This is a genomic window from Mucilaginibacter sp. SMC90 (genome assembly GCF_022811725.1).
In the GTDB taxonomy this organism is placed as follows: Bacteria; Bacteroidota; Bacteroidia; order Sphingobacteriales; family Sphingobacteriaceae; genus Mucilaginibacter.
This window is the reverse complement of the sequence record NZ_CP094527.1, coordinates 4866566-4892740: the sequence shown is the minus strand read 5'-3', so window position 1 is coordinate 4892740 and position 26175 is coordinate 4866566. Positions and strand designations below refer to the sequence as shown.

Sequence of the window (26175 nt, the reverse complement as noted above, 5' to 3'; positions counted from 1 at the left end):
GTCAAAAAAAATGACTTTAGGCTTGAGACTTAGTACTTATGGTTACTAACTTTGTTTTCTGCCACTAATTATTTAACTTTGAGTAAGAAGACGAATCAGATGAATAAAAACAGCAAGGAGATCAGGTGTTCATTTTGCGGTGCCGGTAAACAGGATTCCCTGATGTTAATAGCAGGACTTGACGCACATATTTGCGATAAATGTGTGAACCAGGCCAATGAAATATTGGCTGAGGAGTTGAAGGTGCGTAAAGTGAAGTCATCGCCATTGGCGCCGGCCTTACTTAAGCCATCAGAAATGAAAACGCATCTTGACCAATATGTTATAGGTCAGGACGATGCCAAAAAGATACTTTCAGTAGCTGTATATAATCATTACAAACGCTTAAACCAGCGTATTGATAAAGATGAGGTTGAGATTGAAAAATCAAACATCATCATGGTTGGTGAAACGGGTACGGGTAAAACCCTGCTTGCAAAAACGCTTGCCAAAGTATTAAATGTTCCTTTTTGTATTTGCGATGCCACTGTACTAACCGAAGCCGGTTATGTAGGGGAGGACGTTGAAAGTATCCTTACCCGTTTATTGCAATCTGCCGATTATGATGTAACCCTTGCCGAAAAAGGTATAGTTTACATTGATGAGGTTGATAAGATAGCGCGTAAAAGTGACAACGCTTCAATAACCCGTGATGTATCTGGCGAAGGTGTACAACAGGCGCTGTTAAAGATATTAGAAGGTACCATGGTTAACGTACCACCACAAGGCGGCCGTAAACATCCGGATCAGAAAATGATAACGGTGAATACCAGCAATATCTTGTTTATTTGCGGAGGTGCCTTTGACGGAATTGAACGGAAAATTGCGAACCGTTTGCGTACCCAAACCGTTGGTTACAAATTTAAGCATGACGAGGGTGATATTGATACCAAGAATTTTTATAAATATATCACACCGCAGGATTTGAAGTCGTTCGGATTGATTCCCGAATTGATAGGCCGTTTGCCGGTGCTTACCTACCTCAATCCGCTTGATAGGGAAGCGCTGCACAATATCCTTACAGAGCCTAAAAACTCATTATTGAAACAATACAAAAAGCTGTTTGAATATGAAGGCGTTAAGCTTGATTTTGAAGACGAGGTATTGGAGTTTATTGTTGATAAAGCAATGGAATTTAAACTGGGAGCAAGGGGCTTACGCTCAATATGTGAGGCTATCATGATTGATGCTATGTTTGAGTTTCCGTCAAAAAAAGATGTAAAGCGTTTAAACGTAACATTGGATTATGCACGCGAGAAGTTTGAAAAATCTGATCTGAAAAAGTTAAAAGTAGCTTAATGCACAGTATATAAGTAAACACTTATATTTATTAAAAAATAAAGCGGCCCTGGTTATTACACCGGGGTTTGCTGTATAAAAACAAATCATATGAACGAAGAATTAGATGTAAAAAAGGATGGAGACAACATCCAAAAAGTAAAAGAGGTACACACCCCAATTAAATCGGGCCTCAAAACAAAAGAAGCTATTGTAGCCAACTGGCTACCGCGTTACACCGGCCGGCCGCTTGAAGCATTTGGTGAGTACATTATCCTTACCAATTTTTCAAAGTACATCCAGCTGTTTTCGCAGTGGAATGATAACGCGCCTATCATGGGGCTCGAAAAGCCAATGCAAAGCGTTACAGCCAATGGTATTACTATTATTAACTTCGGTATGGGCAGTTCGGTTGCAGCCACTGTAATGGACTTGCTTACTGCAATTCATCCAAAAGCGGTAATATTTTTGGGTAAATGCGGCGGCCTGAAAAAGAAGAACAACGTTGGCGACCTGATATTGCCGATAGCTGCCATTAGGGGCGAAGGGACATCAAACGATTATTTACCACCCGAAGTACCTGCATTGCCATCATTTGCGCTGCAAAAAGCTATTTCGACCACCATTCGTGATTACTCACGCGATTACTGGACTGGTACCTGTTACACCACCAACCGCCGCGTTTGGGAGCATGATAAAAACTTTAAGAAATACCTTAAAGACCTGCGTGCCATGGCCGTTGATATGGAAACAGCAACTATATTTACAACAGGCTTTGCCAATAAGATCCCTACAGGTGCGCTGCTGCTGGTATCAGATCAGCCGATGATCCCCGAAGGTGTTAAAACCGCCGAAAGTGATTCATCAGTAACCGAGCAATTTGTTGAAACACACCTGCATATTGGTATCGAATCGTTAAAGCAGTTGATCAATAACGGGTTAACGGTTAAGCATTTAAAGTTTTAAGTTCATCAGTTCACTGGTTCATTAGTTCATTTGTCTTAGCAAGCGCTAAACAAATGAACCAAATACCAATGAGCCAGGCATACCAATGAACTAATGAACCAATGAACCAATGACAATCCGCTTCATCCCCTCTCTGCCGTAAAATACCGGGAAATACATCATTTCGGCTTTGGCCGGATTTAGGGTGTATTTACCGTTGTAACGGGGGATGAGGTTTACGGTGAATGTATATTTGCCCTGTTTAAGACTGCGGCAAAATATACTTACCTTCTCCTTAAAATATTCGCGGTGTACCTCGTTGTTATCCCATTGCTGTTCCTTGCTTTCGTACGAGCATCCGGCAGGTATAGGGATCTCTATCATCACAAAATCAGCGTCGCCGCGGGCTGTTACCTCTGCTTTTAATAATACCGGCTCGCCGCCCTTTAGGGTGGTTATTGCTTTCTCCTTGCGCTCAAACCAGGTGTTTACCGTAAAATCTTTACTTACTTTTTCGGGCTTGCTGTTCCAGAACTGCTGGTAACCGGTAACGTATACAGGCAGACTGCCGGTTTTGCTGATACTGATCGTTTTATCGCTTAACGTTGCCGAATAGGGGAACTTACTGATAGTTTTTGTATCGGTGCCTGTAAGCGTGATTTGCGATGGTTTAACCTGCTTGTTTTCAATCAGCAGATCAGGAAGGATAGTTTCCAGGATCAGGGCTGATTCATAAGTGTTACGCCAATCACCAAGGCGGCGTTGTTCAAGGAAGTAGCCGCGTATTTTGGTCAGTAATTCTGGATGCCTGCCATCGTTTTTGATAATGCGGTAGGCCAATACGCTTAACTGTACCGAATTATCAAAAAAGCGATAGCCATCTTCGCCCCAATATATGTTACCAAACATGGTGTGTTTGCTTGTATTGAGCAAGCTATCCATTTTTATGGGTAGCGCCGATTCCTGCCGTAATAACATCATTCTTAATTTGTCATAACCTGATAATTTATAGTCGAAGTTTTTTTGATCCTTGGTCTGCTCTTTTTCAATGCTTGTTATATACTTTTGATAGTCAACTTTAGCCCACAGTTTATGAAGTAACTGAAGGCAAAGTATTTTGTCCCTGCGTTTGTAGCTTTCCAACTGAAAGATTAGATAGTCGGTTAGTTTTTGTTTGTCCAAATCAATGGTGTAGCCCTCTTTTTGGGCATCTACAAGCGCTTCTACTACATGCAGGCTTATCCAGAGTTCCTCGTTGCTATCTTTCCACCAGCCCCAGGTACCATTGCTTTTACGGTTCTCTTTTAGCTTTTTAATTACGTCCTGGATATTTTTCCCGTACTTAAAATCCTCGCCCAAAAACTTTTTAAGATGCCGTTCCATGAGCAAGCCCTTTAGTTTTGAGGCCAGCTGCTCATTACATAGATACTTGTATTCCAGTAACTTGCGGGTTTCTTCAGTCAACGTGGGCAATACAGAAGCCTCGGCCCGGAAAGTGACAGGGCCTAATGCCGGATCAAATTTCATGTTCACCATGGTGTCGCGGTCGAGTGCCTCAAAAAAACCTTTGGTTTCTTTAACACCCTGCGGCATTACCGGGATCTTGCGTTGCTCGCCATCAAAATAGCCATTGTCCCGTTTAATGGTATATTCAAAACTGAGGCTGTCGGCAGAGGTAGCAGTTATGGCAAGTGTATCTATTTTAGAGTTTTTAACCTCCAGTTCATCCTGTTTCAACGTTTGGCCGTTGTATTTAAAAATACGGGTAAGCTTTGCAGGTGTACTATTATAGTTCATCACCTTACCTATTAGGTTCATTTCATCGCCGGCGACGGCAAATTGGGGCGCGATAAAGTTGGCACTTAACGGTTTAAACGATTTGATGCTGCTTTGGGTAAAACCAGTTTGCCTGTTGCCGTTGATGCCGATGATAAATGTTCGCCAGTTGGTGATATCATCTGGGTAAGTAACCATGAAGCTGGCTTTGCCATGCTCGTCAGTAGTCAGCTTGGGTTGCCAATACGCATAATCAGAAAAGTTTTTACGCATGGTTTGCGAGTTGCCGGTTTGTGTGCTGTCGGCCCTTTGGCCTCCGGCCAAACCAGGTTTAGCCTTGCTTCTGATCACGATTACACCATTTGCACCACGGGAACCATATATCGCGGTGGCGGCGGCGTCTTTCAATACACTAATTTCTGCAATGTCATCTTTATTGATATCAGATAGTTTATCCACGATCTCACCATCCACTACAATCAGCGGCTGGGCCGTTGGTGATGAACCAACGCCCCTGATCATGATATTGGCCCCGGGACTACCGTCGCCTATGCTCAAACCGGCAACCCTGCTCTCTAAGGAAGATACGGTTGCTATAGATCCTGTAATATCTGCTTTTCGTTGCACGCCATACCCAACAACCACTACCTCCTGCAATGATTTTGAGCTTGATTTTAAGACAATCTTAACAGTTGCACCGGGTTGGATGCTTACTTCCTGCGTTTCGTAGCCTATAAAGCTTATAATGAGCTTACCGGTTTTAGGTACCTTTAATTTGAAGCGCCCGACTGCATCCGTGACTGTTCCTGTTGATGCACCTCTTACCCTTACGGTTACACCGGGTGCAGCTAATTTATCATCGCTGGCGATAACTATACCGCTCATCATGTCACCAAAATTGCCGGTATCAAGGTATTTATCATTAAACGCTTCTTTTATTTTGAGGGCATCGTTTTCTATTTCCCGGTCCCCATGATTATAACTGCCTGTCCGGTTGTTGATAATGTTGCTGATCCGGGTTCCTATTGAGTCTTTGCCATGGGTGGGCAATACCGTAAAGTTGTAAAAATTAGTGCCACCTGTTTTTATTGTTACGTTTTCTTTAATATCATAGCTATCACCTTTAAGCAAAAATAGAATCCTGTACCTGCCGGCGTTCAGGCTGTTAATGTAAGTGGTATTGCCGGGATAGATCATTATAAAGTCCGGGTCATCATATTTATAAACGATCACATTTTTGATCAGCAATTTTTTGTCTTTAGGCTGATCGATGTTTATGTTTAGTTTACCCGTTTCGCCCGTGATATTGAGGTTTATAAACAGTTGCTGCGTGTTGCTGCGCAGATCAAGATATTGCTGCCAGATACTTTCGGCCTCGGGCTGGGTGAGTACCTGTTGGGTATAATCATCGGCAGGGCCGAGATATGACGACAGTATAGGGTTGAATGGATAAGTAGTAGCAATACTTTTTTGCTTGATAAGGCCGGGCTCGAACAGAAACGAGTAACCAGGCTCAGTAACAAAATATCGCGAGCCGCTGCCCTGTACATCTAAATTGGCAAAGTTTTCGGCAAGTGGGCCTACAAGTACATTATTGTTCCGATAGCCATAGTCGGGATTGGGGTTGACCATAAATAGCCTTTCGTTTTGGGTGAGCAGTGCCATCTTCCAGCCAAAATTATTGATAACGGTGATCAGGTAACGGTTAATGAAATCGCATTCGTAGGTGCTCAAAGTGTCCAAAACCTTTGTTGAATGTGCATTGTCGGCATTAATGCTGAAGATCAGCTTTTTCGATTTTTGTACATCTACGCTATCCACCCAAATATTTTGATGGCTGGTCCTGAACCTGAACATATGTTTGCCAGGCGATACCGCGAAGCTGTAGCGTTTAAGCTGCTGCGTTTGGTCGAAGTAAACCGGCCGGTCATCAATATAAAGGATATGCACAGGCAGTACATCGCCGTTTTTAACCAAAAAAGGCGCTACCTGGGTTAGCGAATCTTTGGCATCTTCTTCAGCCCGGTAAATTTTGTTGGGATGGGTAAACTGGTAGTAGGCAATACTGTCGAGCCCCATTTCCTTGCTCCAGCGTTTCCAGTTAAGCTGTAATGAGCCATTGCTGTTTACGCTGCCAGTATTAAAACCTGGTTTTTGCTTGCGATAAACAAAGCCTTTGCCAAGGTAAGGTATGTAAGGTGTCTTATAGTCGGTAAACTTACTCGTCATTGACCAGGCCGTTAAATCTGCATTGGCTACGGGCTGGCCTTTGGCGTCGGTAACTACTATGTCGGTTTTGGCCTGCTGCCCGGGATAAACGGATACCGGCTGACGAACGTTGATGGTTAACAGCTTATCGCGGTACATGATATCGGTAGCCTCGGTTTTGCTTTCGCCAGCCCAAATATAATGCACCTGGAAGTTTACGAGGTTTTGATCATTGTAAGCACGTGTATAAAAAAGGTTATCGGCCTGCCCGGCATCAATTAATTTATTGCCGCCAAATACCGAGTACCAGAAATGCAGGTGCCGCGGATTTTCAACCTTTACAAACACCGAGTCGGCTGTGCGATAGCCTGATAGCGAGATGTCTGCGTTGCTATCTTTCAAGTCCAGATCGGAATAGGCGCTGTCCGCTTCAATATTGTAGCTATCGGCGTAAGGATTAATAATAGTTTTAGACGGGAGCATTACCCTAACCCTGGATAAGGTATCATACTTCGCGTTCAGACTGCTGATGGTAGCCATTGTTTGTATGGGCTTGCCATTATCAAAGGCGTTACTGATCAATGTATCACCGTTTAATTTGGCAATAACACTAAACCGACTGTACCGGTATTGCATACTGTTATCGGCCGATTGCTGCTCATTATTACTGTTCAGGAACTCGGAGTTGATCTGGTAACTGACATCAGCTTTCGGAAAAATAGAATCGGGAATAATTAGCTTGGTTTCCCCAATGGGGTCAAGCTGTAGCTGATGTGTCCAAAGCTGGTCGGGCACAAAGATGTAATTTTGCCGGTGCGTGCCGGTGCCCCGTGTGTTGAGGGTAACAGTAACCCGTCCGTCCGTAACAGGCAGGTTATTTTCGTCGACAGCTTTTAAATATAATGTAGCCGGGTTTCCGGGCCCGTGTTCTTCCTTGTCAACCCTGGTGCTGAAGGTTATTGATTTAAGCTCGTACTCCTCGTATTTAAACTGGCCGGTCAGTAAAACCTTTCGCTTGGCTAAAAAGCCCTGATCGTCATTGCCCTCATAATCATCCAATTTGTATTTTTCGCTTGATGGGTCTTCGAGCGATATGGTGTAATCTTCATCAAGCGAAAGATCAAGGCTATCTGTAAGCGCAAAACTATATTCATAAGCTCCATCACGGTAACTATTTACTTTGCCGATGATCTTACCATCCTCATCATACCGTTCTTTGAGCCGCACTAAAAGCTGAGCTGCGTTTACGGGCCGTTTTGATTTTTTATTTAAGATGAAGGCCTTGAATTTCACCGTATCATGCGGTTTATAAATGGCCTTGTTAAACACTATAAAGCCTTCGTAATTATTTGCGGGTTGCCGGCTGTAATATTGACCGTGTCCCTTAAACAGGTTTTTAAACCGTTTCCATGTAGCCTTAAAAAAGCTCATGTGGCGATAAGGATTGTAATGATAATAATATGAGCGCTGCTGCTTTTTTATAGCATAATAATTGGTTACGCCTGCATAATCAACTTTCAGTATGGTATCCCTTTTTGAAGGATTGGCTATATACAAACCTGCTTTTGAATCATAAGTAACAGTATGATCATTAAATTGTACCAAAGCATTGTTAATAGCTTTACCTGCCTGATCAACCAAAATAAAGCGGAGGTCATAGTTATTAGCCAGCAGCTTTAAATTAGCCGAGCGGTTTTCGATAAGGGAGTAGCTCAGTAAATTCTTTTTGGCAACTACTTTCAAATAGTTACCGGGAGAGAGGGTGTTGTTCCATTGATCACTTGTTTTGAATGAGTCAATGGGGTTGCGTAATATTTGCTCGTCGGGATTTTTACGCGGGTAGCGATAAAATTTAAACACATCGTCGGCCGTTATTTTATATATGTAAGTATAATAACTGCTTTGCCTGCTTGGTGTTAGCGGCTTTTGCGCAAATGCAGCAGTGATACAGAGACTTAAAAAGCTGAAATATATTAACGATCTTTTTAGTATTGTCCGCATGTTTAGGTATGTTTTGTGGTAATTACCACTGGTTTAAATTTATTACATTTATGCTTGTCAGTTTATAAGATGCATATCTATTTACTATTCCATAAAAGAAATATCATTTAAGAAACTTATTTTTGAGGCGTAACCCTGCTATATATACCGGGTTAGTAGAGATTTGAATTATGTGGTACAACAACATACTTGATACCATTGGCAATACGCCGCTGGTAAAACTGAATAAAATAGCAAAAGACATCCCTGCTACCGTTTTGGCTAAAATAGAGACAACCAATCCGGGTAACTCCATTAAGGACCGTATGGCCCTTAAAATGATTGAGGATGCCGAAAAAAGCGGCAAGCTTAAACCCGGAGGAACCATTATTGAAGGTACATCGGGCAATACCGGTATGGGCCTGGCCATTGCTGCGGTCATAAAAGGGTATAAATGTATTTTTACCAGTACCGATAAACAATCAAAAGAAAAGTTTGACGCCTTGCGTGCTTTTGGTGCAGAGGTAATTGTTTGCCCTACCAATGTAGAGCCGGAAGATCCACGATCATACTATTCGGTATCATCGCGCCTGGAGCGAGAAGTGCCTAATTCGTGGAAGCCTAATCAGTATGATAACCTGAGTAATTCGCAGGCGCATTATGAATCAACAGGTCCGGAGATTTGGGAGCAAACCGAAGGTAAAGTGACACACCTGATTGCAGGCGTAGGTACTGGTGGTACAATATCAGGTATTGCCCGCTACCTGAAAGAAAAGAATTCGGCAATCCAGGTATTGGGTATTGATACCTATGGTTCGGTATTTAAAAAATATAAGGAGACAGGTGTTTTTGATAAAAACGAGATCTATCCATACATCACCGAAGGTATTGGTGAAGATTTTCTGCCGCAAAATGTTGATTTTAACCTGATAGATCACTTTGAAAAGGTAACCGATAAAGATGCTGCCCTCATGACCCGCGAAATTGCGCGCAAAGAAGGGATCTTCTCTGGTAACTCAACCGGCTCGGCCGTGGCAGGTTTACTGCAGATGAAGGATAAGTTTAAAGAAGGCGATGTGGTTGTTATAATTTTCCCCGACCACGGTACCCGCTACCTCGGTAAAATGTATAACGACGACTGGCTGCGCGATCGTGGTTTTCTGAAAGACGGAAAACTAACTGCCCGCGATATCATAAGCAAAAAGGACGTGCAGGAAATTGTTACCATTGATTGTGAAAAGAGCGTGCTGGAAGCTATCAATACAATTAAATCGCTCAATATCTCGCAGATCCCGGTTACACAAAAAGGAATGGTGATAGGGAAGATCACCGAAAGCGATATTCTCGATTCGCTGATCGAAAATCCGTCCATCAAATCGCAGCCAATCAAAAACATCACTACCGCACCGTTCCCGTTTGTTGATCTGAACACTTCAATCGACAGGATCTCGGCCATGATCAATAAAGATAATATAGCCGTACTGGTTGAAGATGGGAATGGCAAAATTGAGATCATTACCCAATATGATATTATAAACGCTATTTCAGCCTGATTTGAGGTAAAAGGTTAATGGCAAAAGGTTAAAGGTAGCTGCAATTTGCGGTGTCCTTTAACCTTTTTCTTTTAAAACCTTTCGCCTTTTACCTTTCGCCCTTCACCTCAACATTACTCCAATCTCTTCTTCGCCAATTCAGGACTATATCGCTGATTTAACCGATAATTTGGTGTAATAATAAACACAGCCGTCCCTTTTTCGCGGGCAAGAGGATTGGTTACTTCACCTACTTTGGTAAAGCTGCCAATCATTTTTCCTTCCACAAATTCTTTAATGTTTTTGCCGCCATCTTCATCTACGTAGATCATGTATTTGCATTTGAGGCTGTCGGGTGCCCAAAGGGTAAAGCTGCTGTTTAGCGAAATTACGTCTGGATAGCCGTATCGCTTGCCATAGTGGTGCAGGGCACCTGCTTCACCGTAATTGTCGGCATAAACAATAGTTTGTTTTTGATCTTCAGGGCTGAGGCTCTTGTAGGCTTTATCAACCAGTGCGGCCATGTCGTCCCATCCCAGCATATCGGCATAATCTTGTGTGGTTGCATGTTTTTTGCCATCTTCCCAAATCATCGAAAAACGAACGGGCGGCAGATATTTATCTGCAAAGCGAAAAAACGCAAGCGTTTGGTTCATTGGTAAAACGGGCAATAAAATGGGCAGTAACAAAGCATTGGGCAGTGTAAATAATATGATCAAGGCTGTACGTAAAACATAGCCATTTGTTTTTAATAAACGCTCAAAACCAAACGCCCCTGCTGCAAACAACATGGGGTAGGCCCCAAATATGTAATAGCTTTTGCCATCCATCATCAGTAAAAAAAAGAAGATGAGTGCATAAGCTAATGCCAGAAACTGGAAATTACGCAACCTGAACGAAAATATCAGGAATGCCAGCCCATTAAGCCAAACAAATAACGCTACACCATTAATCAGTAATTGCTGCTTTATAAAGTTGGTGGGCGTGATATAATCAAGCTGCTCCTGTTGAAGGGTTTTCATATGGGTAAAAACCGGCATATGATGCCTTATTTGCCAAATGAGGTTGGGGAGTACAATAACTACCGTTATTACGGCGGCACCAAGAATGTGCCTGTTAAATAGCAATTTGCGCTGTTTACTGATGAGGATGCCTGCAAGCAGCGAAACGGTAAAAAACAACATGGTATATTTGGTAAGTATACCAAGGCCAACTGCCGCGCCAAGCCAGTACAGGTACCTTACGTCGGTAGTGTTGAGGTATTTTATCAGCAGCCAAACCGTTAGCACCCACCAAAACTGATCGAACACTACGGGCTGGAAAAGGTATTGGCTTGCTACAAAGGCGGGTGCAAAGATGAGTGATAAACAAGCAAGGGTTATGGCGAACCTTTTTCCGCCAAATTCAATAACGATTAGTCCGGTAAGCAAAACAATGAGACCGCCAAACAGTGTAGGAAATAACCTTGCAGCAAAAACCGAGTTGCCAAAACAGGTAATGGAAATTTTAGCCAGTATGGCTATAAAAGGAGGGACTTCCTTATATCCCCAGTCCAGATGATCGGCCAGTACAAGGTGCAGGAACTCATCGCGGTGGAAACCAAAATTTGATATAGCGAAAAGGTTAAGAACAACTTTAATAAATACAAATATCAGTACAAAATAAACGTAGGTAGATTTCCGGTTTTTGTAAGGCATTGTTTATATAATGGTTTTTTAAAGGTAGTATTTTTGAGGTGAAAGGTAAAAGGTTAAAGGCGAAAGGTTTTTAAAAAGGAAAGATCAATGGTCCCTGTATGTACAACTATTTCAGTATTCCGGGCTTAAATAGCCTATTTTATATGAAAAGTTCTAAAATAGAAAAAGGTTAAAGGTTGTGCTAAGTGCAGCTACCTTTAACCTTTAACCTTTCGCCTTTAACCTAAACTTATATTCTTGTTATATCAGCACCCAAAGCTTTTAGCCTGGTATCGATATGCTGATAGCCGCGTTCAATTTGTTCAATATTGTAAATGGTTGATTGGCCTTGTGCCGAAAGTGCTGCGATCAACAATGAAACCCCGGCACGGATATCCGGCGAGGTCATAGAGATACCACGCAGTTTAACCTGGTTGTCCAGGCCAATTACGGTGGCACGGTGCGGGTCGCAAAGGATGATCTGGGCACCCATATCCAGCAGTTTATCTACGAAGAATAAACGGCTCTCAAACATCTTTTGATGGATCAGTACCGAACCTTTAGCCTGGATAGCAACAACCAATACAATACTTAATAAGTCCGGCGTGAAGCCCGGCCATGGTGCATCGGCAATGGTCATGATGCTGCCATCAATGAAAGTTTCTATTTCGTAGTGTTCCTGTGCGGGGATAAAGATATCATCGCCCCGAAGTTCTAATTTAATGCCTAAACGCTTGAAAACATCGGGGATCATGCCCAGTTCTTTGTACTGAACATCTTTAATGGTGATCTCAGAACCGGTCATGGCAGCCAGACCAATAAACGAACCGATCTCAATCATATCGGGCAGTAAACGGTGCTCGGTACCGCCCAGTTTTTCAACGCCCTCAATAGTCAACAGGTTTGAGCCAATACCGCTGATCTTAGCACCCATACGGCTCAGCATTTTGCAAAGCTGCTGCAGGTAAGGTTCGCAGGCTGCATTGTAAATGGTGGTAGTGCCTTTGGCCAATACCGCAGCCATTACTACGTTGGCTGTTCCGGTTACCGAAGCCTCATCCAGCAGGATATAAGTACCCTGTAAATTAGAAGCATCTACATTAAAGAAACCGTTTTCGGGATTATAGTTAAATTGAGCACCAAGCTTCTCAAAACCCAGGAAGTGGGTATCCAACCTGCGACGACCGATTTTGTCGCCACCCGGTTTAGGGATAGACGCCTTGCCAAAGCGGGCAAGCAAGGGGCCAACTATCATGATAGAACCACGTAAACCGCCACCTTTTGATTTGAAGGTTTCGGATAAGAAAAAGTCTTGGTTAATATCTTTAGCTTCAAAAGTATAGGTATGCTCGTTGATGCGTTCAACAATAACACCCATATCGCCAAGCAGCTCAATCAGCTTGTTTACATCCTTAATGTCGGGGATATTGCTGATAGTTACCTTCTCGTCGGTAAGCAATACAGCAGATATAACCTGTAAAGCTTCGTTTTTTGCACCCTGCGGGGTTATTTCACCTTTTAGCGGTTTGCCGCCGTTTATTACAAATGCGTTAGTCATGCGGAGTTTCGGATAATTGATAAGATCACCAATGATAAACTGTAAAAGCTATGATCGGTTTTGTCAAATAATTTATATAGGGCAAAGATTAGAAAATTAATGCAGATAAAATAAAAGGCAGAGGGGATTTATCATTAATGCAAAAAGGTCATCGCGAGGCATGAAGAAATCGCGAATTATACAGGGCTGATCTGCTAATATGTATGGCGTATACATCAGAGTCCTCTGCGAGAGACCCTGATGGGACGAAAATACAAAAACGCCATTGCTCGGAGCGAAGCAATCGCGAACTACACAGGGCGGACCTGCTAATTGGGGATTGCTTCGTACCTCGCAATGACGCTTTCTTATTGCCGGGTACTGTGGGAGTGCCTGGGTTAATATTTCTTCGCGCCGCCGTTGTTACGGTTGCGGTTTTGGTTGTTGTTGCGGTTTTGATTGTTATTTTGTCGGCCGCCGCTACCACCGCCACGGTTTTGGTTGTTTTGGTTGTTGTTACGGCCGCGATTGTTGTTATTGGTATTGTTTTGCTGGAAATTATTAGGACGGAAATCAACCCGGTTAAGGTTAATGTTCTCTTCCAGTTTCAGCGTACCGCCTGATAAAGCATACAGGTCGGACAGGATACTTTCGTCACTTACCGAATCTTTATTCCACTGCACGTAAGCCATTTTCATGAAATTGGCTATAGCTTGTATCATGTGACGCTTGCGTTCTGGCTCTTCTATAGCCTTGGCCTTTTCAATCATTAGCTCAATGGTTTTACCATAGTGCTTGTATTTGATACGCTGATGAGGGTAGTTTAATGGCGCGGGCTTAATATGCGCGGCTTCAGGCAATGGCTTTGGATATGGCGAATCAACATCAATCTGGTAATCGGATATGATGTGCAGGTGGTCCCAAAGTTTGTGTTTAAAATCGGCCACATCGCGCAGGTGGGGGTTAAGGAAGCCCATAAGGTCAATAACTACCTGTGCGTAGCGGTTACGTTCTTCTTTAGTTGGCAGCGCTACAATATATTTAACCATATTTTGTACGTTACGGCCATATTCAGACAGGATGAGTTTATTCCTGGTTGAGTTATAATCAAAATTTGCAGGCGTGTTTTCTTTAGCCATGTTAATAGTTTTTTATGAAAGTTTGAAAGTTAGCCAGGCAAATTTCCCTGATTGGAAGGGCAAAAGAGGCTAAAATTGAATTGTTACTTGTATTGAAGTAATGCAAATATAAACTAATACTTATAATATGCAAATTACGTTGGTTAATTGTTGCAATTATTTGTTTTAATTTAGCTTTTAAACATTTACAATTTGGAAAATCAGCAAATTACCATCACTCATATAGATATTTACCGCTTCAGTATCCCGATGGAGCCGTTTACCATAGCCACGGGGACTTTATCCGATGCCCAAAATGTTTTTATCCGCGTACATACCGATGCCGGTTTTTATGGTGTAGGGGAGTGCTCGGCTTTCCCGATGATTGTTGGCGAAACACAGGATACCTGCCTGATTATGGCGCGTGAGTTTGCCCGGTTATGGAAAGGCAAGAATGCGCTTGATATAGAAGCGCGGTTGCAGGAGCTGCATAGTTTTACTGCCGGTAATACAACTATAAAAAGTGCTTTTGATAATGCTTTGTTTGATATAGCCGCCAAAAATGCGGGCTTGCCTTTATACCAGTTTTTGGGTGGCGAAAAGCGTGTTGTAGAGTCAGATATTACTATAGGTATAGCCGGGCATCATACCATGGCGCTAAAGGCCCTTGATTTTAAGGCCTCGGGTGCAAATATTTTAAAGGTAAAGCTTGGTAAAAATGTAGTAGAAGATGTGGAGCGCATTCAACAAATTCGCGAAGCTGTTGGGCCGGCTATGAAGATCCGCATTGATGCCAATCAGGGCTGGAGTTTTAACGAAGCCGTTTTTGCACTGCAGTCTATCGCACAGTACGATATTGAATTTTGCGAGCAACCGATACGTACGTGGTATGACGACAGGGTGCCCGAACTGATGCAGTTATCGCCCGTTAAGATCATGGCCGATGAAAGTGTTTATAATCACCATGACGCCCGCAAGCAAATCAACGCCGGGGCCTGCCATTATATCAATATCAAAATGGCTAAGTCGGGAGGGATTTACGAAGCCAAAAAGATCCATGATGTGGCTGCTTCATATGGCATTCCCTGTATGATGGGCGGGATGCTGGAAAGCCGTATAGCCCTAAGTGCTAAACTGCATTTTGTATACGCCTGTCCCAATATCCGGTTTTATGATATGGATACATGCAAATTAGGCCACCTGGTTGACCCCTGCATTGGCGGGGCTGTGTACGATGGATATTATTTAACTATTGATGACGCGCCGGGAATTGGTGCTGATGCTGATGAAGCTTTCCTGACAGATTGTGAACGATTTACTATTTAACCTCATGCTGATCAGAAAAGCTACCATTGAAGATTTGCCTGTTTTACTACAGTTTGAACAGGAAATTATAAATACCGAACGGCCGTTTGATAGCACACTTAAGCCCGGCGATATCAGTTACTATGATCTCAAAGCATTTATTGCCTCGCTCGAAGCAGAGGTTTTAGTGGCCGAAATTGACGGAAAGATTGCAGGCAGCGGATATGCCCGTATTAAAAACAACCCGGATACATATTATGACTTTGAAAACTATGCCTACCTGGGCTTTATGTACGTATTGCCTGCGTATCGTGGTAAAGGTGTAAATCAAGCACTTATTGAAGAACTTAAGAAATGGGCAGGCAAACAAGGCCTGGCCGAAATAAGACTTGAGGTTTATAATGATAATATCGGCGCTATTAAGGCTTATGAAAAAGCCGGGTTTGAAAAACGTATGATTGAAATGCGGATACGCGTATAAAAAAAGAGCCGGTAAGTTTTGCTTACCGGCTCATGGGGTGTCATAAAATATCTTATAACAGGGGCTTTCGTTTCATTTTGCTTCCGCTTAACGCTTTAGCTGCGTTTGTTTTTTCCTGTTTTGACGACTTTTGATCGCGCAACTGCTTAGATGCATCGGTCTTTTCTTTGTCCAATTCTTTAGTTGCCATGGTTGTTATGTTTTGTATGATAAGATAATATCATAAATTTATTATTTGTTTTACGCAAATCAAAAAATAACTACCCTTAGTGTGCAAATTAAGGCATCATGACATTAAAGTGATAACTCGGCAAAATATTTGTGGAACAGCGGAATGGTTTCTATGCCCTTATAATAATTGTAAATATCATATTTTTCGTTAGGCGAATGCAAGGCATCACTATCCAGCCCAAAACCCATCAATACAGTTTTTAAACCAAGCTCGGCTTCAAACAAGGCAACAATAGGAATACTGCCACCGCCACGGGTTGGGATGGGTTCTTTACCAAACGATTCGGCAATGGCTTTTTGCGCCGCACGATAAGCAACGCTATCGGTAGGCGTTACAGCAGGTTCGCCTCCATGATGAGGCGTTACTTTTACTTTAACATTTGGTGGGGCAATGCTTAAAAAGTGATCGGTAAATAATTTGGTTATCGCTTCTGAAGTTTGGTTGGGCACCAAGCGCATAGATATTTTGGCATTTGCTTTTGAAGGTAATACCGTTTTTGCCCCTTCGCCAATGTAACCGCCCCAAATACCATTTAATTCAAGGGTTGGGCGGGTACCTGTACGTTCAAATGTGCTGTACCCTTTTTCACCCCAGAGTTCGGCAACGTCAAGGTCTTTTTTGTATTCGGCTTCGTTATAAGGTGCGCTGTTCAGGGCGTTGCGTTCAGCCTCGGTAAGTGGCACTACATCGTTATAAAAGCCGGGAATGGTAATGTGGTTGTTCTGGTCATGCAGGCTGGCAATCATTTGCGCCAGGATAGTAATAGGGTTGGCTACTGCGCCGCCATAAACCCCCGAATGCAGATCGCGGTTAGGGCCGGTTACTTCAACTTCAAGATAAGAAAGGCCGCGCAAACCGGTTTCAAGAGATGGGTGCTCCATACTGATCATCGAAGTATCGGAGATCAGCACTACATCGGCTTTAAGTTTTTCTTTATTCGCTTTTACAAAGATGCCCAGATTTGATGAACCAACTTCTTCTTCTCCCTCAATCATAAATTTGATATTGCAGGGAAGCGTATTAGTTTGCATCATTAGCTCAAAAGCTTTTACATGCATGTAAAACTGGCCTTTATCGTCGCAGGCACCGCGGGCATATATTTTGCCATCGCGAACGGTTGGTTCAAAGGGCGGGGTTTTCCACAGTTCCAAAGGATCCGGTGGTTGTACATCGTAATGCCCATAAACCAATACAGTAGGTTTTGATGCATCTACAATCTTTTCGCCGTATACAATGGGGTAGCCGGCGGTTTGGCAAATTTCAACATTATCGGCTCCGGCATCCCGGAGCTTTGCTGCCACATAATCGGCAGTCTTTAATACTTCAGGTTTGTATTTTGGGTCGGCACTAACCGATGCTAAACGTAACAGGTCAAATAACTCATCAAGTAAACGCTGCTTGTTTTGCTCAACATATTGCTTTATGTGCTGCATAATATTATTGTTTGCAGCAAATATAGTTAGTTCATTGGTTCACTTGTTCATTAGTTTATTGGTGCGTGATTTTTTTAACAGCTATCACTAATTCGCCAATTCACTAAATCGCTAATTAATCATTAGTCTGCCGATCCCAGATCTGATTTTGGAGCATTTACCGCTTTGGTAGTAAACTCAGTTTTTTCAACTTTTATTTTAACTTCTTGTTTTGCTTCCTTGTGGGTTAATGAAACGGCGGTAAGGCCTGTGGCTATTAAAACCGCTGCTGCTATGATAAATTTTTTCATGTTGTTAACAGTTTTATGATGTGAGGTGTTTATTGTTTTTTAAGGGCGATTATGCCATGAAATCAGCAGAACCTAAATCTCTTTTTGGGCCAGGACCAGATTGAGCAAAATCAGCAGAACCTAAATCTCTTTTTGGACCAGGACCAGACTGAGCGAAATCAGCAGAACCTAAATCTCTTTTTGGACCAGGACCAGACTGAGCGAAATCAGCAGAACCTAAATCTCTTTTTGGGCCAGGACCAGACTGAGCGAAATCAGCAGAACCTAAATCTCTTTTTGGACCAGGACCAGACTGAGCGAAATCAGCAGAACCTAAATCTCTTTTTGGGCCAGGACCAGACTGAGCGAAATCAGCAGAACCTAAATCTCTTTTTGGACCAGGACCAGACTGAGCGAAATCAGCAGAACCTAAATCTCTTTTTCGGCCAGGACCAGACTGAGCGAAATCAGCAGAACCTAAATCTCTTTTTGGACCAGGACCAGATTGAGCAAAATCAGCAGAACCTAAATCTCTTTTTGGACCAGGACCAGACTGAGCAAAATCAGCAGAACCTAAATCTCTTTTTGGGCCAGGACCAGACTGAGCAAAATCAGCAGAACCTAAGTCTCTTTTTGGACCAGGACCAGATTGAGCAAAATCAGCAGAACCTAAATCTCTTTTTGGGCCAGGACCAGACTGAGCAAAATCAGCGGAACCTAAGTCGCGTTTTGGTTGAGGACCGAAAGCGAAGTCAGCAGAACCTAAGTCGCGTTTTGGTTGAGGACCGAAAGCGAAGTCAGCAGAACCTAAGTCGCGTTTTGGTTGAGGGCCGAATGCGAAGTCAGCAGAACCTAAATCACGTTTTGGTTGAGGACCGAAAGCGAAATCAGCAGAACCAAGATCACGTTTTGGTTGAGGGCCGAAAGCGAAATCAGCAGAACCTAAGTCGCGTTTTGGTTGAGGACCGAAAGCGAAATCAGCAGAACCCAAGTCGCGTTTTGGTTGAGGGCCACGAGCAAAATCAGCAGAACCTAAGTCGCGTTTTGGTTGAGGACCGAAAGCGAAATCAGCAGAACCTAAGTCGCGTTTTGGTTGAGGACCGAAAGCGAAATCAGCAGAACCAAGATCCCGTTTTGGTTGAGGGCCGAATGCAAAGTCAGCAGAACCAAGATCGCGTTTTGGTTGAGGACCGAAAGCGAAATCAGCAGAACCAAGATCACGTTTTGGTTGAGGGCCACGAGCAAAGTCAGCAGAACCAAGATCGCGTTTTGGTTGAGGACCACGAGCAAAATCAGCAGAACCAAGATCGCGTTTTGGTTGAGGGCCGCGAGCGTCGGCAGATCCTAAATCACGTTTTGGTTGAGGACCGTTGGCGGCATTTGCCAATGTTGCTGTTGATAATATGGTGCTTAATGCTAAAGTTGCTATCAGTGTTAAATTTTTCATGATGTTTTTTAATGTGTGGGGGTACGTAAATATTTTTTGTTTGATATATCTCTGTTGTATGATGTTGCTTTTTCTTAGTCGGCGCTGCCTAAATCTCTTTTAAAGCCGGTTGTTAATGAGTTTACCGGTTCAATGACAAATTTTTGTTTGTTTTCATTTTTGTTTGTAGCTGATGATAATGCACCTGCGCTAAGTATTACTGTTGTTATGAGGATGAATTTTTTCATGTTGTTTTATGTTTATTGATCTTGAATAGATAAATCAGTCAGCACTTCCCAAGTCCCTTTTATAGCCTGTTGTGAATAAATGGAGGTTGGCAAACTCAACTTTTGGGCTTTCCTTTTTGCAGGATGAAATCACTCCTGTAAATAAAACTGCTAAAGCGATAGTGATTATTTTTTTCATGATCGTGTGATATTATCGATGTTGAATTGTAAATATGATTTTGAGCGAATTTCAATCGGCACTTCCCAGGTCACGTTTAAAACCCGTTGATGTTTTTGTGAAATTGACAGCTGTTGGCTGCGCATCTTTTTTTGCCGACGATGACAAAACTGATGACGATGACAGTACTCCGGCGCCTGCGGTAAGGAGTACGAAAAACACTGTTTTTTTCATATTGATTAATTATTGTATTTATTATTCTATTTTTTAAATTAATACGATAGTGAGTATTTAATAAAACTCGTTAAGCTTATTGAAAACTTATCACAAATATTTTAAAAGCCTGATTTTACTCTCTGTTTTTTAAAATTTGTTTGTTTTAAAATTTGTAAAAAAAACTCCCTGTTTCGTATTTTACGTTATTAATTATTCCGTTAAATTACTAATTTTAAATGTAATATCATTCCGGTTGGTTACTGGTATGGTATACAATTTGTTGCACGTTTTTCACATTATTTCGCTTATTTGATATACAAATTATAAACATATCGCATATTTTGCATATATGTTTAATTATTTATTTTAATTGGTTATAAGCTTTTTGAAATGCTGTTTTATGGCGGTATTTGTGTATTTAATACATTGTATATCAGTTATTTAACGATGCAAATATAAATATGTTTTTTTAATTAGTTAAAAAAATATAGAAATAATTTTCCACACGGTTTTTTATTCTTAACATTAAATATAATTCAGCATTATTTTATAACTTTCACCCCAACAGAACGTAGAAGTGTTTTAATGAAAAAAATCGGCACATTTATATTATTCCTTTTATTATCGTTATCGGTATACGCGAATGATATGATTGATGTTGCTGCTAAAGACACCAATGAGGTTATAACCATAAATGCTAATGCGTATAAAAACAGGCTGACAAATCCGCAGCAAACTGTTGAAGATGCAAACAGGGCCCTCAAGCTGTCAACTAAGCTAAATTATATTGATGGCATTGCAGAAGCTTACCGTGTTATTGGTATAGGTAAATACTATTTGGATCAGCCCGAAAAAGCTATAGAAAATTACCTTAATTCACTTTCATATTTTACCCGCAACAATAACCTCAAAGGCGAGGCAAGTGTTTATAATAATATCGGGATCTTGTTTCGTGATCATGATTATGAACGCTCTCTTGATTATCTTAATAAGGGCATGGAGATAGCCCAAAAAATAAATGATACTAAACTACTTGGATCATTATATCTAAACATAGGCAACGTTTACACGCGTAAAAATAATTTGTACATGGCGCTTAAGTTTTATGACAAAAGCTTTCCTATGTTTCAAAAGCGCCACGATACGATAAACATGATCCAGTGTTTGCAAAATCGCGGTGTTATTTATTTTAAGCTTAAAGATTATGACAAGGCACTAAGTTTACTGCTTGAGGCCAACGCAGGTGCAAAAGCAGGGGATTTGAATGAGTCGGTAGCCAGTGTTGATCTTACCCTTGCAGCGCTTTATATGACCAAGGGCGATTTTAAAAATGCAGAAAAAATGGTGCAGGAGGGCACTGCCTATACCCAATTGGTAAAGGACCCTAAGCTTGACTATGATTATAAATACACCACTTACGAGCTTGAATATAACAAAAAGAACTACGGGCGTGCGATAGTGTTATTGCGCGAAATTTACACGCTGGACAGTACTACCTACAAAACCAACGTATCGGCACAAATGAATTTAGTTGAGGCTAAACGCAAACAGGAAGAGCAGGTGAAAGAAAACGAGCGGATTGCTGAGCGCCAGGCCTATGACCGGTCGAAGTTTTGGGCGGTAACTGTAGTTGCCGGTTTGATGCTTGTGGTAATTGGTTTGCTTATCAGCAATGTGAAACGTAAAGCTAAAACCAACGCGCAGCTTACGTTGTTAAACGGCGAGGTATCACGACAGAAGGATAATCTTGACCGGATAAATCATCACCTTGAAGAGATCATTGATGAACGAACCAAGGATCTGCAATTGAAAAATAAAAAGCTTTCTGAGCATTCTTCCTACCTGTCCCATCAAATCAGGGGGCCTATAGCTACTTTACGCGGCTTGATTAACCTGGAAAAAGAAGGCCTGGTTGACCAGGCCGAATGTTTGGATATGATGGATAAGTGCGTATCTGAAATTGATGAGAAGATCATCGAAATGAGTGACATGTTACATAACCCGCCCAGGGTTTAGCTTGTATTTGATACCATCTTCACTGCTAAACAAAATGCACAGGCAAGCTTGAGTGTATCTGTGCCTCTATAAGGCCAAGATAGATACAATACCACGATATCATTTGTAAAACCAGTAACTGCCTATGCTTATCATACCCTTGGGTTTCAAAGGCAAGGGTTTCACTACCTGCAGTTACAAAAAATCTAACCTCACCCTGGCTTGGTTTAAAACGGGCCCTCAATAAATCAAATGCCTTGATTTTTAACTTACTTTTAGGATCATGAATAATACCATCGGTTAAGGTTTCATTTTTTGATATCGAGATAAGATAATTTGACATACAATTTGATTTATAATTTGTACGCCACAATTATTACTCCAAAATCATCATAAAACGCTCATTATCGATAAATTAGCCGATATAAAATTGCGAATTTTTAATTGTGTTTCCTTTTATTAAATAATGTTAACTGGTATTTAATTGGTTAAATAAAACAGGACACCAATGCGAAGCAAACAATGTACACTATCTGTAAACTGTAAGATTTACAGCACACATTTAAACAGCCACACTGGTTTTGTTACGCAACTCTTCATAAAGTAGTATTACCTTACGTTGCAAATTGGCAATTTCTGATTCGCGGTCTATAAGCTTTTTTTGCGCAACGCTTAAGCTCGACGGCTTCATGTCAACCTCTTCGGTATCAAGGGCCAGTATGTTTACAACGTTAACCTCAAAAATATTAGCTATTTGCTCAAGGCGCGATAAGTTAATATCGGTTACCCCGGTTTCAATTTTTGAAAATGCAGGAATAGAGATGCCCAAACGGTTAGCCACATCTTCCTGGCTCCATCCATGCTGGTGGCGTAATGTCCGGATGTTTTTACCAACGGATTTGTTTGTTTTCTTTTTTACAGTATCGCTCATATCAATTAAATATTAATTAAGGAAAGGGGATACTTATACAATCCAAATGGTATGCCATCATTAAATTACCTTTAAATTTGTGTTATAAAGGCAATTTAACGATTAGTTGTGGTGAGAGCTGGGGAATCAATTCCTCAAAGTAGGGATTTTTAACTCTCAGTTTATGTTTACTGAATGATGTAAAGCTTGGCAAATTTCAATAATAACTGCTTTTGGCCAATCTCTTTAAAGAAGATAGTAGCCTTTATATCGGGCTTATTGCCCTCCAAAGATATCACTTTACCAAAGCCGAAACGCTCGTGCTCAACCTCCATACCTACCTGTAAACCGGAGGTGTCAGATGGCTTGAAATTAGCCGAAGGTACATGGGCTTTAGCCAAAATGGAAGTGGTTTTTACAGGTGCAGCTGCCGCCGGTTTGGGCTTTGAAAATGTATCAGGCTGCTTGTCCCTGCTCCAGGCTTTGCGCTCGTCGTCAAAAAATGGGTTGCTGCCTGATGCGGGTTTGGCAGTATAGTCAAGCTCAAGGTATTTAGCGTCTATTTCATCCAAAAAGCGGCTTGGCTCGCAATTAATGAGTGTTCCAAACTTAAAACGCGAGGTAGCGTAGCTGATATGCAGCTTACTTTCGGCACGGGTAACGGCTACATAAAATAACCGGCGCTCTTCCTCCAAATCGCTGCGCGAGTTAAGGGACATTTGTGAAGGGAAAAGATTTTCTTCGAGCCCCACAACATAAACCTGCGGAAATTCGAGGCCCTTTGACGAGTGGATGGTCATGAGCGATACCGTTTCGGCATCCTTGTTTTTATCCTTGTCATCATTGGTAAGCAGGGCTACATCCTGCATGAAAATATCAAGGCCTTTTTCTTCAATATCCTCACGCTCCGAAAACTCCTTGATACCGTTTAAAAGCTCCTGGATATTTTCGTAACGGTTAAGTCCCTCTACCGATTTATCTTCATACAAATCCTTCAATAAGCCCGAGTGCTGAGCAATATATAAGGCAGATTCATAGGCCGATTTGGTTTTGGTAAGCACCTGGAAACTTTGGATCATGGTAGCAAAATTGGCCACTGCGCCTGATATTTTCCCTTCCAGGTATTTTCCCGGCTCAACAATCACTTCCCAGGGTGTTATACCGTGCTGGTCGGCAGCTACAATGATCTTATCAACCGAGGTATCACCTATACCGCGTTTAGGATAGTTGATAACGCGTTTTAAAGCTTCTTCATCATTAGGGTTAAAGGTGAGCCTGAAATATGATATCAGGTCCTTAATTTCCTTACGCTGGTAAAATGAAAGACCACCGTATATTTTATACGGGATGCCCAGCTTACGCAGGGCTTCCTCCATTGAGCGTGATTGTGCGTTGGTACGGTATAGTATGGCAAATGCCGACCATTTAAGCCCGTTCGAGCTGCGATCCTGCATAATGGCTTCGGCTACTATTTTACCTTCTTCGTTGTCGCTGAAGGCACGCATTACCTTGATCTTTTCACCCGATTCTTTTTCGGAGAATACGTTCTTTTTAAGCTGGTCTTTATTATTGCGGATGATGCTATTGGCCACATTCACAATGTTTTGGGTTGAGCGGTAGTTTTGCTCAAGCTTAAACACTTTCAGATCCGGGTAATCCTTCTCAAAATTGAGGATGTTTTGGATGTTGGCACCGCGGAAAGCGTAGATACTTTGAGCATCATCACCTACAACACACAGGTTTTCGTTAACGGCAGCAAGCTTTTTAACAATCAGGTACTGCGAAAAGTTGGTATCCTGATACTCATCAACCATGAGGTATTTAAACTTGTGCTGGTACTTGTTTAATACATCGGGGTGCAGTTTAAGCAGTTCGTTGGTTTTGTACAGCAAATCGTCAAAATCCATGGCACCGGCACGATAGCAGCGGGTTGCATACATCTCATAAATTTTGCCCATTTGTCCGCGTCCGCTCGAAAAGTCGTCGGCCTGGATCTGTTCGTTTTTGTTATATTCCTGCCAGGAGATCAGGTTGTTTTTTGATGCCGAAATGCGGTTGAGCACAAAGTTTACATTGTATAGCTTATCATCAAGGTTCATTTCTTTTAAAATGGCCCTTAAAACACTTTTGCTGTCGTCGGTGTCGTAAATGGTGAAATTGCTGGGGTAGCCAATTTTTTCGGCTTCTACACGTAATATTTTGGCAAACACCGAGTGAAAGGTGCCCATCCATATATTTTTGGCTTCGGTGCCAACAACGTGCGTAATACGCTCGCGCATTTCGCGGGCGGCCTTGTTGGTAAAGGTTAGCACCAGTATGTTAAATGAATCAACACCCTTGCGTATCAAATGTGCCACGCGATAGGTAATAACACGTGTTTTGCCCGATCCGGCACCGGCAATGATCATCACCGGCCCCTCAGTTTGTTCAACTGCTGCCCTTTGTTCGGGATTTAAACCCTGTAAATAATCCAAAATCTTTTCCTCTTTCTATGAGGCAGCGAAATTAAGGTTTTGGGGCGAAAGGGGAAAGGATTTCGGATATCGAATTTGAGATTTCGGATTTGGTTTTTTTGTTGGGATTACAGAGTATGATTTTTGTTTCTGGGATTACACCGATTATTTTTTGATTACACCGATTTTGACTGTTGATGTAGGTGATTGCATTGATTACGCTGATTTTTTAAAGACGGGTTTTAGATTTGGGTTTCTTTTTTACTTCATTTTTATCCTTGCGCTCATCTGTGATGTGTGCTTAACCTGGTTTCGCGATTGTATCGCGTAGTGAAAGATATTTAATACCGTTAAACAAAATTTTTATAGCTTTAATCCATGCTACAGCACTATGATAAACAATGGCTCACTCAAGAGTTTGAACAAAAGAAACCGGTTAAATATCTTTTCTTTTGGGGCCACAGCCCGAAACCCGGCGAACAGGTAGGGAAATTTTGTTTCAGCCAATGGTATGAATTGCCTTTTACCGTTGAAGGGATAACCTATCGCACCGCTGAACATTGGATGATGGCCAAAAAAGCTTTGTTGTTTAACGATACCGAAATTCACGATAAAATTATTGAAGCCGTTAAGCCCGGCGAAGCCAAAGATCTTGGCCGGGAAGTACGAAACTTTGATGATCAGGTATGGAAAGCACAACGTTACGAAATAGTTAAGCAGGGCAATATTCACAAATTTGGCCAGAGCAAGCTTTTTGCCGATTACCTGCTGGCTACCGGAGACCGCGTTTTAGTTGAGGCGAGCCCGACAGACACGATATGGGGCATAGGTTTAGGAGGGGATAATCCCAAAGCACAGCATCCTGATACCTGGCGTGGATTGAACCTGTTAGGATTTGCGCTGATGGAAGTAAGGGATACTTTGAAAGCTGCTAAGTAGTATTTTGTTAGGTTTATGGGGA

21 protein-coding genes are annotated in these 26175 nt (G+C 42.0%); 7 read left to right on the top strand and 14 right to left on the bottom strand.

Features of this window, described 5'->3' with window-relative positions; all coding sequences use genetic code 11:
* The first annotated feature begins 99 nt into the window (after positions 1 to 99).
* Both clpX and MTO98_RS20510 read left to right on the top strand, forming a co-directional pair.
* Positions 100 to 1338: an ATP-dependent Clp protease ATP-binding subunit ClpX gene (clpX, locus tag MTO98_RS20515; RefSeq protein WP_243480857.1), complete on the top strand. Its 1239-nt coding sequence runs from the start codon at positions 100 to 102 to the stop codon at positions 1336 to 1338.
* A gap of 90 nt (positions 1339 to 1428) precedes the next feature.
* A complete protein-coding gene (locus MTO98_RS20510; RefSeq protein ID WP_208645635.1) occupies positions 1429 to 2283 on the top strand; it encodes an AMP nucleosidase in 855 nt (284 codons plus the stop codon).
* Positions 2284 to 2373: 90 nt separating this feature from the next.
* Here MTO98_RS20510 and MTO98_RS20505 read toward each other — a convergent pair whose 3' ends face one another.
* Complete coding sequence (locus MTO98_RS20505; RefSeq protein ID WP_243480856.1) at positions 2374 to 8247, bottom strand: carboxypeptidase-like regulatory domain-containing protein; 5874 nt, start codon at positions 8245 to 8247, stop codon at positions 2374 to 2376.
* Positions 8248 to 8417: 170 nt separating this feature from the next.
* Between MTO98_RS20505 and MTO98_RS20500 the strand changes: the two genes are divergently transcribed.
* On the top strand, positions 8418 to 9779 hold the full coding sequence (locus MTO98_RS20500) for a pyridoxal-phosphate dependent enzyme (RefSeq protein WP_243480855.1): 1362 nt from the start codon (positions 8418 to 8420) through the stop codon (positions 9777 to 9779).
* A 113-nt stretch (positions 9780 to 9892) separates the two neighbouring features.
* Here MTO98_RS20500 and MTO98_RS20495 read toward each other — a convergent pair whose 3' ends face one another.
* The 3 genes from MTO98_RS20495 to MTO98_RS20485 form a co-directional block, all read right to left on the bottom strand.
* Positions 9893 to 11455 (bottom strand): glycosyltransferase family 39 protein, encoded by a 1563-nt coding sequence (locus MTO98_RS20495; protein ID WP_243480854.1) that lies wholly within the window; start codon positions 11453 to 11455, stop codon positions 9893 to 9895.
* A 229-nt stretch (positions 11456 to 11684) separates the two neighbouring features.
* Positions 11685 to 12992, bottom strand: coding sequence for a UDP-N-acetylglucosamine 1-carboxyvinyltransferase (gene murA / locus MTO98_RS20490; RefSeq protein WP_243480853.1), 1308 nt, complete (start codon positions 12990 to 12992; stop codon positions 11685 to 11687).
* A 377-nt stretch (positions 12993 to 13369) separates the two neighbouring features.
* Entirely contained in the window at positions 13370 to 14110 is a 741-nt protein-coding gene (locus tag MTO98_RS20485) for a DUF4290 domain-containing protein (RefSeq protein WP_243480852.1), read from the bottom strand.
* Between the two features lie 207 nt (positions 14111 to 14317).
* Between MTO98_RS20485 and MTO98_RS20480 the strand changes: the two genes are divergently transcribed.
* Positions 14318 to 15415 carry a mandelate racemase/muconate lactonizing enzyme family protein gene (locus MTO98_RS20480; RefSeq protein WP_243487944.1) on the top strand — a complete coding sequence of 366 codons (1098 nt, stop codon included), beginning with the start codon at positions 14318 to 14320 and terminating at the stop codon, positions 15413 to 15415.
* 4 nt (positions 15416 to 15419) lie between these two features.
* Positions 15420 to 15875 carry a GNAT family N-acetyltransferase gene (locus tag MTO98_RS20475; protein ID WP_243480851.1) on the top strand — a complete coding sequence of 152 codons (456 nt, stop codon included), beginning with the start codon at positions 15420 to 15422 and terminating at the stop codon, positions 15873 to 15875.
* Between the two features lie 52 nt (positions 15876 to 15927).
* Here the strand turns inward: MTO98_RS20475 and MTO98_RS20470 are convergent, their stop codons facing one another.
* From MTO98_RS20470 to MTO98_RS20440, 7 genes are all read right to left on the bottom strand, one after another.
* Positions 15928 to 16065, bottom strand: a complete 138-nt coding sequence (locus MTO98_RS20470; RefSeq protein WP_243480850.1) for a hypothetical protein — start codon at positions 16063 to 16065, stop codon at positions 15928 to 15930.
* Positions 16066 to 16169: 104 nt separating this feature from the next.
* Complete coding sequence (locus tag MTO98_RS20465) at positions 16170 to 17540, bottom strand: dipeptidase (protein WP_243480849.1); 1371 nt, start codon at positions 17538 to 17540, stop codon at positions 16170 to 16172.
* 122 nt (positions 17541 to 17662) lie between these two features.
* Positions 17663 to 17830, bottom strand: a complete 168-nt coding sequence (locus MTO98_RS20460; RefSeq protein WP_243480848.1) for a hypothetical protein — start codon at positions 17828 to 17830, stop codon at positions 17663 to 17665.
* Between the two features lie 49 nt (positions 17831 to 17879).
* Positions 17880 to 19256: a hypothetical protein gene (locus MTO98_RS20455; protein WP_243480847.1), complete on the bottom strand. Its 1377-nt coding sequence runs from the start codon at positions 19254 to 19256 to the stop codon at positions 17880 to 17882.
* A gap of 74 nt (positions 19257 to 19330) precedes the next feature.
* Positions 19331 to 19483, bottom strand: coding sequence for a hypothetical protein (locus MTO98_RS20450; protein ID WP_243480846.1), 153 nt, complete (start codon positions 19481 to 19483; stop codon positions 19331 to 19333).
* A gap of 34 nt (positions 19484 to 19517) precedes the next feature.
* A complete protein-coding gene (locus MTO98_RS20445) occupies positions 19518 to 19661 on the bottom strand; it encodes a hypothetical protein (RefSeq protein WP_243480845.1) in 144 nt (47 codons plus the stop codon).
* Between the two features lie 51 nt (positions 19662 to 19712).
* Positions 19713 to 19874, bottom strand: a complete 162-nt coding sequence (locus MTO98_RS20440) for a hypothetical protein (RefSeq protein WP_243480844.1) — start codon at positions 19872 to 19874, stop codon at positions 19713 to 19715.
* Positions 19875 to 20441: 567 nt separating this feature from the next.
* Between MTO98_RS20440 and MTO98_RS20435 the strand changes: the two genes are divergently transcribed.
* A complete protein-coding gene (locus MTO98_RS20435) occupies positions 20442 to 21872 on the top strand; it encodes a tetratricopeptide repeat protein (protein ID WP_243480843.1) in 1431 nt (476 codons plus the stop codon).
* A 25-nt stretch (positions 21873 to 21897) separates the two neighbouring features.
* Here MTO98_RS20435 and MTO98_RS20430 read toward each other — a convergent pair whose 3' ends face one another.
* The 3 genes from MTO98_RS20430 to MTO98_RS20420 all read right to left on the bottom strand — a co-directional run bounded on the left by MTO98_RS20430 (position 21898) and on the right by MTO98_RS20420 (position 25235).
* Positions 21898 to 22194, bottom strand: coding sequence for a hypothetical protein (locus MTO98_RS20430; protein ID WP_243480842.1), 297 nt, complete (start codon positions 22192 to 22194; stop codon positions 21898 to 21900).
* A gap of 219 nt (positions 22195 to 22413) precedes the next feature.
* Complete coding sequence (locus tag MTO98_RS20425; RefSeq protein WP_243480841.1) at positions 22414 to 22782, bottom strand: helix-turn-helix domain-containing protein; 369 nt, start codon at positions 22780 to 22782, stop codon at positions 22414 to 22416.
* Between the two features lie 167 nt (positions 22783 to 22949).
* A complete protein-coding gene (locus tag MTO98_RS20420) occupies positions 22950 to 25235 on the bottom strand; it encodes an ATP-dependent helicase (protein WP_243480840.1) in 2286 nt (761 codons plus the stop codon).
* A gap of 357 nt (positions 25236 to 25592) precedes the next feature.
* On the opposite strand from MTO98_RS20420, the gene MTO98_RS20415 reads away from it, so the two are divergent.
* Positions 25593 to 26153 carry an NADAR family protein gene (locus tag MTO98_RS20415; protein ID WP_243480839.1) on the top strand — a complete coding sequence of 187 codons (561 nt, stop codon included), beginning with the start codon at positions 25593 to 25595 and terminating at the stop codon, positions 26151 to 26153.
* Positions 26154 to 26175 lie beyond the last annotated feature (22 nt).

Bases quoted from the DNA above. Each gene is read 5' to 3' on its own strand.
- clpX (WP_243480857.1), top strand. From the start codon at position 100: ATGAATAAAAACAGCAAGGAGATCAGGTGTTCATTTTGCGGTGCCGGT.
- MTO98_RS20510 (WP_208645635.1), top strand. From the start codon at position 1,429: ATGAACGAAGAATTAGATGTAAAAAAGGATGGAGACAACATCCAAAAA.
- MTO98_RS20505 (WP_243480856.1), bottom strand. From the start codon at position 8,247: ATGCGGACAATACTAAAAAGATCGTTAATATATTTCAGCTTTTTAAGT.
- MTO98_RS20500 (WP_243480855.1), top strand. From the start codon at position 8,418: ATGTGGTACAACAACATACTTGATACCATTGGCAATACGCCGCTGGTA.
- MTO98_RS20495 (WP_243480854.1), bottom strand. From the start codon at position 11,455: ATGCCTTACAAAAACCGGAAATCTACCTACGTTTATTTTGTACTGATA.
- murA (WP_243480853.1), bottom strand. From the start codon at position 12,992: ATGACTAACGCATTTGTAATAAACGGCGGCAAACCGCTAAAAGGTGAA.
- MTO98_RS20485 (WP_243480852.1), bottom strand. From the start codon at position 14,110: ATGGCTAAAGAAAACACGCCTGCAAATTTTGATTATAACTCAACCAGG.
- MTO98_RS20475 (WP_243480851.1), top strand. From the start codon at position 15,420: ATGCTGATCAGAAAAGCTACCATTGAAGATTTGCCTGTTTTACTACAG.
- MTO98_RS20470 (WP_243480850.1), bottom strand. From the start codon at position 16,065: ATGGCAACTAAAGAATTGGACAAAGAAAAGACCGATGCATCTAAGCAG.
- MTO98_RS20465 (WP_243480849.1), bottom strand. From the start codon at position 17,540: ATGCAGCACATAAAGCAATATGTTGAGCAAAACAAGCAGCGTTTACTT.
- MTO98_RS20460 (WP_243480848.1), bottom strand. From the start codon at position 17,830: ATGAAAAAATTTATCATAGCAGCAGCGGTTTTAATAGCCACAGGCCTT.
- MTO98_RS20455 (WP_243480847.1), bottom strand. From the start codon at position 19,256: ATGAAAAATTTAACACTGATAGCAACTTTAGCATTAAGCACCATATTA.
- MTO98_RS20450 (WP_243480846.1), bottom strand. From the start codon at position 19,483: ATGAAAAAATTCATCCTCATAACAACAGTAATACTTAGCGCAGGTGCA.
- MTO98_RS20445 (WP_243480845.1), bottom strand. From the start codon at position 19,661: ATGAAAAAAATAATCACTATCGCTTTAGCAGTTTTATTTACAGGAGTG.
- MTO98_RS20440 (WP_243480844.1), bottom strand. From the start codon at position 19,874: ATGAAAAAAACAGTGTTTTTCGTACTCCTTACCGCAGGCGCCGGAGTA.
- MTO98_RS20435 (WP_243480843.1), top strand. From the start codon at position 20,442: ATGAAAAAAATCGGCACATTTATATTATTCCTTTTATTATCGTTATCG.
- MTO98_RS20430 (WP_243480842.1), bottom strand. From the start codon at position 22,194: ATGTCAAATTATCTTATCTCGATATCAAAAAATGAAACCTTAACCGAT.
- MTO98_RS20425 (WP_243480841.1), bottom strand. From the start codon at position 22,782: ATGAGCGATACTGTAAAAAAGAAAACAAACAAATCCGTTGGTAAAAAC.
- MTO98_RS20415 (WP_243480839.1), top strand. From the start codon at position 25,593: ATGCTACAGCACTATGATAAACAATGGCTCACTCAAGAGTTTGAACAA.